This window comes from Mesorhizobium sp. M0244, from assembly GCF_040321795.1.
Classification (GTDB): domain Bacteria; phylum Pseudomonadota; class Alphaproteobacteria; order Rhizobiales; family Rhizobiaceae; genus Mesorhizobium.
In genome coordinates, this window is record NZ_JAMYSE010000003.1 from 229,430 (window position 1) to 236,096 (window position 6,667).

At 62.2% G+C, this 6,667-nt stretch carries 8 protein-coding genes and 1 pseudogene; 1 reads left to right on the forward strand and 8 read right to left on the reverse strand.

The annotated features are described in order from the left end of the window. Nucleotides 1-423: 423 nt before the first annotated feature. Nucleotides 424-681 (forward strand): hypothetical protein, encoded by a 258-nt coding sequence (locus NKJ08_RS04705; protein ID WP_352781492.1) that lies wholly within the window; start codon nucleotides 424-426, stop codon nucleotides 679-681. Nucleotides 682-1,062: 381 nt separating this feature from the next. Here the strand turns inward: NKJ08_RS04705 and NKJ08_RS04710 are convergent, their stop codons facing one another. The 8 genes and pseudogenes from NKJ08_RS04710 to thiO all read right to left on the reverse strand — a co-directional run bounded on the left by NKJ08_RS04710 (nucleotide 1,063) and on the right by thiO (nucleotide 6,634). Further along, complete coding sequence (locus tag NKJ08_RS04710; protein ID WP_352781493.1) at nucleotides 1,063-1,305, reverse strand: hypothetical protein; 243 nt, start codon at nucleotides 1,303-1,305, stop codon at nucleotides 1,063-1,065. 233 nt (nucleotides 1,306-1,538) lie between these two features. Next, nucleotides 1,539-2,246 (reverse strand): annotated as a pseudogene (locus NKJ08_RS04715) (LLM class flavin-dependent oxidoreductase); the annotation flags it as partial. Between the two features lie 532 nt (nucleotides 2,247-2,778). Beyond that, nucleotides 2,779-3,255 (reverse strand): hypothetical protein, encoded by a 477-nt coding sequence (locus NKJ08_RS04720; protein WP_352781494.1) that lies wholly within the window; start codon nucleotides 3,253-3,255, stop codon nucleotides 2,779-2,781. A gap of 40 nt (nucleotides 3,256-3,295) precedes the next feature. After that, the gene (locus NKJ08_RS04725) at nucleotides 3,296-4,096 is read right to left on the reverse strand and encodes a hydroxymethylpyrimidine/phosphomethylpyrimidine kinase (RefSeq protein ID WP_352781502.1); all 801 of its coding nucleotides are present in this window, start codon (nucleotides 4,094-4,096) and stop codon (nucleotides 3,296-3,298) included. Then, a complete protein-coding gene (locus NKJ08_RS04730; RefSeq protein WP_352781495.1) occupies nucleotides 4,087-4,692 on the reverse strand; it encodes a thiamine phosphate synthase in 606 nt (201 codons plus the stop codon). The genes NKJ08_RS04725 and NKJ08_RS04730 overlap by 10 nt, the downstream gene beginning before the upstream one ends. Continuing rightward, a complete protein-coding gene (locus tag NKJ08_RS04735) occupies nucleotides 4,689-5,462 on the reverse strand; it encodes a thiazole synthase (RefSeq protein WP_352781496.1) in 774 nt (257 codons plus the stop codon). Before NKJ08_RS04735 ends, NKJ08_RS04730 begins: the two co-directional genes overlap by 4 nt. A gap of 3 nt (nucleotides 5,463-5,465) precedes the next feature. Further along, nucleotides 5,466-5,663, reverse strand: coding sequence for a sulfur carrier protein ThiS (thiS, locus tag NKJ08_RS04740; RefSeq protein WP_031253541.1), 198 nt, complete (start codon nucleotides 5,661-5,663; stop codon nucleotides 5,466-5,468). After that, nucleotides 5,660-6,634: a glycine oxidase ThiO gene (gene thiO, locus NKJ08_RS04745; RefSeq protein ID WP_502906317.1), complete on the reverse strand. Its 975-nt coding sequence runs from the start codon at nucleotides 6,632-6,634 to the stop codon at nucleotides 5,660-5,662. Before thiO ends, thiS begins: the two co-directional genes overlap by 4 nt. Between the last annotated feature and the right edge of the window lie 33 nt (nucleotides 6,635-6,667).

Consider the following 6,667-nt stretch of genomic DNA (forward strand, 5'->3'; position numbering starts at 1 on the left):
AAGGGCCGAGTCTCTGCTCAAACGCAGGAGATCGTGAAAAGAATCGCGGACGAGATCGGATTCATCCGCGACGATACCGCGGCGCGCTTGAGGACTGTTACCGTGGATCTGCGCGATCGGCGCTTGCGCGCAACGATCTGCGCGCATTGTCGTCGGCCCTCTCCATCTCCACCGTCTTGTTTCCGTCGACCCGCTCTGGCGGCCCCTCATCGAAGCCCTCGCCTCGGCGTCGAAATCACGAGGGACGCGCCAGGCACGCGCGACCGGAGCTGGTTTCCTAGTGATATCCTGACAAACCCCTGCAGCGGCCCGAACAGCTGATCTGTGAGTTTTGCGCCGATCTACGCGCGGAGGTGGTTGAAGCGCTTCGCTGGGCGCGCGCGATATTGAGCGATGGGGGCACGGGGCGCGCCACGCAAGCATATGCGTCTGCTCGGGCTTTCGAGCAGAAGCTGGCCGCATGGCAACAATGTGGACCCGCTCCTGCCCGAGCATGTACTCAAGGAGCGCGAGTTGGTGGACCGGCCCCGGCTCGAGCGCGATCGGCTGGCCTTCGAGGTCCTGACCGGCCACCCAGATTCGAAGGTTACCCTGTCGCGCAGCAGGCGATCGGCCGAAGGCGCATTCCTCGCCAAGAGCGGATTTCTGCAGCATCGGGTTAGGCAGTCTGCATCGGCTTGAGCTAAACATCCTAAGATCGAGACAAGTCCGATCGCTATGAAGCCAAGGACCTCACCAAAGCTTCAAAGCCGGATTCGCTCTGATCGCCTTCGAGCCGCGTTTCGATACGACGGGCCAGACGGTTCACTGCACCCGCAAAACGGCACGGTGAATCCGCCGTCTTCTACGAATGGCGGTTTGTCTTTTGCGATCTGATCGGCCGATGCTACGGACCTCACTTGCGGGGTGTTCCAGGCAGTCTCATGCGCCCTGCGCGGCTGCCGCCCAGCGCAGCTTTAAAGGTGCTCCCGACAGAGCGGCGTCAGACGGTCGGCCCTTTGACTTTAGCGCCGACGCACAGTCCGGCCGGACCGTGCGGCAACTTGGACCGGCGAGCTTCCGCTAACGCCGAGATTTCTCCGCCATTCCGGCGATGCATTCCTCGAGACGATCCAGGCGGGATTTCGCAATACGAAGTTCATTTCCGGCTTCGAAACGTCGATGGCGTCCCTGAGCTGTGGTCGCCATGAGGTTGCGCTCGAGTTCAACAATGTGCGCACGCACCTGGCGAACATCGTCCTGACGCAACGCCTTGATCCACCCACGCCCCCGCATCAGTCTTCCTGCCAGCACCCCAAAAGTCATGCGGAGTTATGCCGCCGAGATCCTAATTTGCGGCAAGCCGAAACACTCGAAATTTAATTTCCGCTAAAATACGAGGCAGACAAGGCAACCCGGCAAAACACCACCGAATGTAAAAGGTCGCCTTTGCGAACTGGCTGAAATCTGTGGGCGGTAATCAGGGCGGAACCAGGCCTCCCATCCCTGCGGCGGGTTGTCGAATCCCTCTAAAATTGGATGACCGGCACCAAAGTAGCTCAAGCGGTCGCCTTTTGCGGCACACTGAATGAATTTTCCGGACGCGGCAGACCGAAATGGTCTCTTAGCGTTGCCCCCTCATAGTCGTGCCGGAAAAGTCCGCGCCTTCGCAAGATCGGCACCACCTCGTCGGCGAAGACGTCGAACCCGCCCTGGAGATAAGGCGGCATGACATTGAAGCCATCCGCGGCACCGTTGTCGAACCATTCCTGGATCTTGTCGGCGATCTGGTCGGGCGTCCCGGCCTGGACCCAATGCCCGCGCGCGCCGGCGAGACGGTGGAGCAACTGGCGGATGGTCGGATTCTCGCGCTCGATGATGTCGAGTACGACGTGGAAGCGGCTGCTCGCACCGCGCTCGCCCTCGACACTGATGAGCTCGCGCGGAAATGGCCCATCCAGATGGTAGCTGGAAAGGTCGGCGTCCACGATGCGGCGTAGCTGATCGAGAGAATATTCCGGCTGCGTCAGCTCGTTGAACTCGTCATGCAGTGCGCGGGCTTCAGCCTCGGTTGAACCGATGAAGGGACTGATGCCGGGCAACACCTTGACGTGGTCGGGGTTGTGGCCAACCGCCTTCACGCGCGCCTTGATATCAGCATAAAATTCCTGCGCGTTGCCGAGTGTCTGATGTGCCGTGAATATCGCCTCGGCATAGCGGCTTGCGAACGACCGTCCGTCTTGCGACGAACCCGCCTGGACATAGACGCACCAAAGCTTCATCCCGAAGCTTTATGCCTGGACCGTGTCGAGCCGATGCTTGGGGGCTGTTGACGACAGAGCTGGCACCGGCTCGCCGACCGACCCGAGCTTGCAGATCGTGACGGCCGTGAAGGCATTGCCGCATAGGACCGCGCATGCTGGTATCACAGTGACAGTTCAACTGTGATCATTAGGCGGTCGAGATGAAGATGGCGCCTGTACGACTGGACACAAATAATGCGGCAGAATCTGACCCGTCGGTGGGGCAGGTTCTCCTGTTCCTCAGTAACGATCGGATAGGGGATCGATTGCACCGACCAGCCAGAGACGCCAAAGCTTGTGCCTCGGGGAGGGGCTGGAGGGAGTTCGTCAGGCCGGTCTGGTGAGAACGCGATCAGCTTCATCGGCGACCGGCGTCTCGCGCATGAAGCTTCACCGCGGACGTTGGTGGAAACGGGAGGGGAGACAGTCTGGCCAAGAAAAAAACCCGCCGGAACGAACCGGCGGGCGAGACGGGAGGAAACGGTTGTAACTGGAATCAGGCCGCGAGAACCGCCTTCGGCTCGACCAATTCGTAGCCGAGCGCCTCGGCGACGGCACGATTGGTGATCTTGCCCCTGTGGACGTTCAGCCCGTTGCGCAGATGGTGGTCGTCTACCAGCGCCTTGAGGCCCTTGTCGGCGAGCTGCAGGCCATAATGCAGCGTCGCATTATTGAGCGCGTGGGCCGAGGCCACCGGCACGGTCCGGGCATGTTGGCGACGCTGCGTCCATTCATTGGGCTGCGGCTCCTTGACCTTGACGATCATGTCCGACTTTGCGAACACATCGGCGGCCGTCTTGGCAATGGTGGCGCCGGCGGCGCGGTAGGCGTTGTCGCCGGCGCCGATGCCGGAACCGGCGCCGGTTTCGACCAGCACCTCATGGCCATGCGCGACATATTCGCGGACCGAGCCCGGCGTCAGACCGACGCGGTATTCATGGTTCTTGATTTCCTTGGGGCAGCCGACGCGCATATTCTTCTCCTGATCCGGCCCTTGGGGCTCGTTCCCTGTATCAATTCAGTGAACCACGAATCGTTGTGCAGGTGTTTGCGAATGCGCTTGCTGCCTTCTGCAGCTTCTCGAAAACAAACAGCTTGCCTTCGCGCACGCTGCCTTCAAGTGATCTCGCCTTTGCCAGATGCGCTGCAATCGCGCTGGCCAGCATGCAGCCCGTCCCGCGTATCGATACGGCAAGGCGCGGCATGTCAAAGCGGATTGGTTCTTGATCCAAGCGCAACAGAATATCGGTCGATCGGGGTCCCGCCGCGTGGCCGCCCTTGATCAGCAGGGCCTGCATCCCGGCCACCAGCAATTCCTGGCCTCGCCACACTGCGCCGTCTTCATCCACTGCTGGCTCTAAGCCAACAAGAAGCGCCAGCTCGATGAGATTGGGTGTGACGAGGCGGCAAAGGGGCATCAGGTCGCGTTTCATGGCGGCGATGGCCCTTGCGTCCAGCAGCGCCCGGCCTGACGTCGAGGCCAGCACCGGGTCGAGTACTGCCGGCACCTGTGGATTTTCGCGGAGCACAGCCGCGACGGCTACGACGATCTCGGCCGTTGCAAGCATGCCGATCTTGATTGCCGCCACCGTGTTGGCCTGCAGCGCGGCGCGCATTTGATTGGCCACAAGATCGGGCTGCGAAGGATGGATTTCCATCACGGCTTCGTGCGTCTGCACCGTCAGCGCTGTGACAGCCAGGCAGGTGCGCACGCCAATCGAAGAGATCGTTTCGATATCGCGTGCAATTCCGGCCCCACCGCTGGAGTCTGATCCGCCGACCACGAGCACATGCGGTTCTCGCCTCAGCGCCATGGCTTTGTCTTTTCGATCCATTCTCGCGTGCGCGCTTCGGGATCGGCATTCAACGTGATGTCGGTGACCACCGCCGCGCTGTCCGCACCAGCCGCGAAGATACCATCGAGCCGGTCAGGGGTGAGGCCGCCAATGGCGACCAATGGGATCGGCGCCACCCGATGCTTCCACTCGCTGATCCGCTCGAGCCCTTGCGGCGCCCATTTCATCTGCTTCAGGATGGTGGGATAGATGGGGCCGAGCGCGATATAGTCGGGCTCGGCAGCGATGGCCGTTTCCAGTTCGATATGATCGTGCGTGGAAAGCCCGAGCTTCAATCCGGCGTACTTAATCGCCAGCAGGTCGGCCGCAGCCAAATCCTCCTGGCCGAGATGGACGAAGTCGCAGCCTTCCTCGATTGCCGTGCGCCAATAGTCGTTGACGATCAGTTGGCAACCATGGACCGCGCAGACGCCGTTCGCGCGGCGGATTTCCGTCCGCAGCGTGACCTCGTCCCTATCCTTGATGCGCAACTGAACCAGCTTGACGCCAAGCGGCACCAGCCGTTCGATCCAGGCGGTGCTGTCGACAATCAGGTAGAAGGGATCGAGCTTCATGAAAAAACCCCCCTGCCAATTGTCGGCGTCGACGGCACGGCGACGTCGCGCGGTTCGAGCATCCCCGAGCTGAAAGCTTCACGACTGGCCTCGACCGCCTTGCCGAACGCACGCGCCATGCCGACCGGATCGGCCGCCTTGGCGACCGCGGTGTTCAGGAGTACGGCGTCAAAGCCGAGCTCCATGACGGTTGCCGCGTGCGACGGCCGTCCGAGCCCCGCATCCACGATCAGCGGAACGCCTGGGAAATGTGCGCGCATCGAGCGCAGCGCCGGAATGTTGATCGGCCCGAGGGCGGACCCGATCGGCGCGCACCAGGGCATCAAGACCTTGCAGCCCGCCTCCAGCAGCCGCTCGGCGACGACAAGGTCATCTGTGGTATAGGGGAATACCGCAAACCCGTCCTCGCACAGGATGCGGGCGGCCTCGACCAGCCCGAAAACATCCGGCTGCAGCGTGTCATGGTTGCCGATCACTTCGAGCTTGACCCAGTTCGTACCGAAGACTTCGCGCGCCATTTGTGCGGTCGTGACCGCTTCCTTGACGGAGTGGCAGCCAGCAGTGTTGGGCAGGATTCTGACACCAAGCGAGCGGATCAACGACCAGAATTCTTCGCCAGCCCTGCCGCCTGCCATTTCACGGCGCAACGAGACGGTCACCACCGCCGTGCCCGAAGCCCTGACTGCATAGGCAAGGATGGCCGGCGAAGGATATTGAGCCGTGCCAAGAAGCAGGCGCGACGGAAGCTCGGCTCCATAAAGCTCGATCATGGCCTAGCCGCCCTGCATGGGCGAGAGGATTTCAATCCGGTCGCCGTCGTTCAACTGGAATTCCGCCCGGTTGGCTTTGTGCACGAGGTCATTGTTGACGGCCGTCGCCAGCCAATCGCCCTCATAGTCAAGCGCGGCAAGCAGCGCCTCCAGCGTTGTGGCGGCAACCTCATGCGCTTCGCCGTTGACCATCAGTTTCATGAGCAAGCTCCTTGGTTCTGTCTTTGAGTGAAAACCAGGTCGGCAGCCTGGCGCGCCATGGCGGGAGCCAGGAGAAAACCGTGACGATAGAGCCCGTTGATCGCGATGATTTCACCCTTGGTTTCGACGCGCGGCAAATTGTCGGGAAAGGCTGGGCGGACGCCGACACCGGTTTCAACGATCTCGGCCTCGCCAAAGGCCGGGTGGAGGGCATAGGCGGTACCCAGCAGTTCCATCATCGAACGCGCCGTAACCGGTCCGACGGACTGGCTTTCAATCATCGTCGCACCAATCATGAAACGGTGGTCGGTGCGCGGCACTGCATAGAGTGGAAAGCGCGGATGCAGCAGCCTGACGGGGCGCGACAGCGAGATATCAGAGATACGCAGGGTGAGCATTTCGCCGCGAACGCCGCGCAGCCAGTCATTTTGCGCCGCCATTCCCGTACAGTCGATCTGACGATCGAAACCAAAAACATGCTGGGCGTTGGCGCCGAAGTAGAATTCGACACCCATGGCCGCGAGCTTGTCACGAAGTGCTGCCATCGCCTGGCGCGGATCGAGATGGCCCTCATCGGGGAAGAGCAATCCGCGGCGGAAGCGGCCGGCTAAGTCGGGCTCCAGCAAGGCAATTTCATCTTCCTCGACGCGCCGATAGCCCGTCGTGCGGCTGGCGAACCGGTCGAGCTCGCCCGCATCGCGCGGCGCGGCCACGACCAGTGTTCCGGCCCGCGTCACCTGGCCCGGCGTTGCGGCGTCCCACCAGTCGGCGGCGTCGCATCCGAGATCCAGCACCGGCTGCTCGGCGCTTTCACGCTCGCACCATGGCGCCAACATGCCACCGGCGAACCACGACGCATTGCCCCCAAGGGCAGGCCTTATCTCGGCAACGGTCACCGCCACGCCGCGTGCGGCGAACTCGAAGGCGGCGGTGAGGCCGGCGACGCCCGCCCCTTTGACCAGCACCTTCATGATGGCTCACGTGGCTGAGGTATGAGCTGTGCG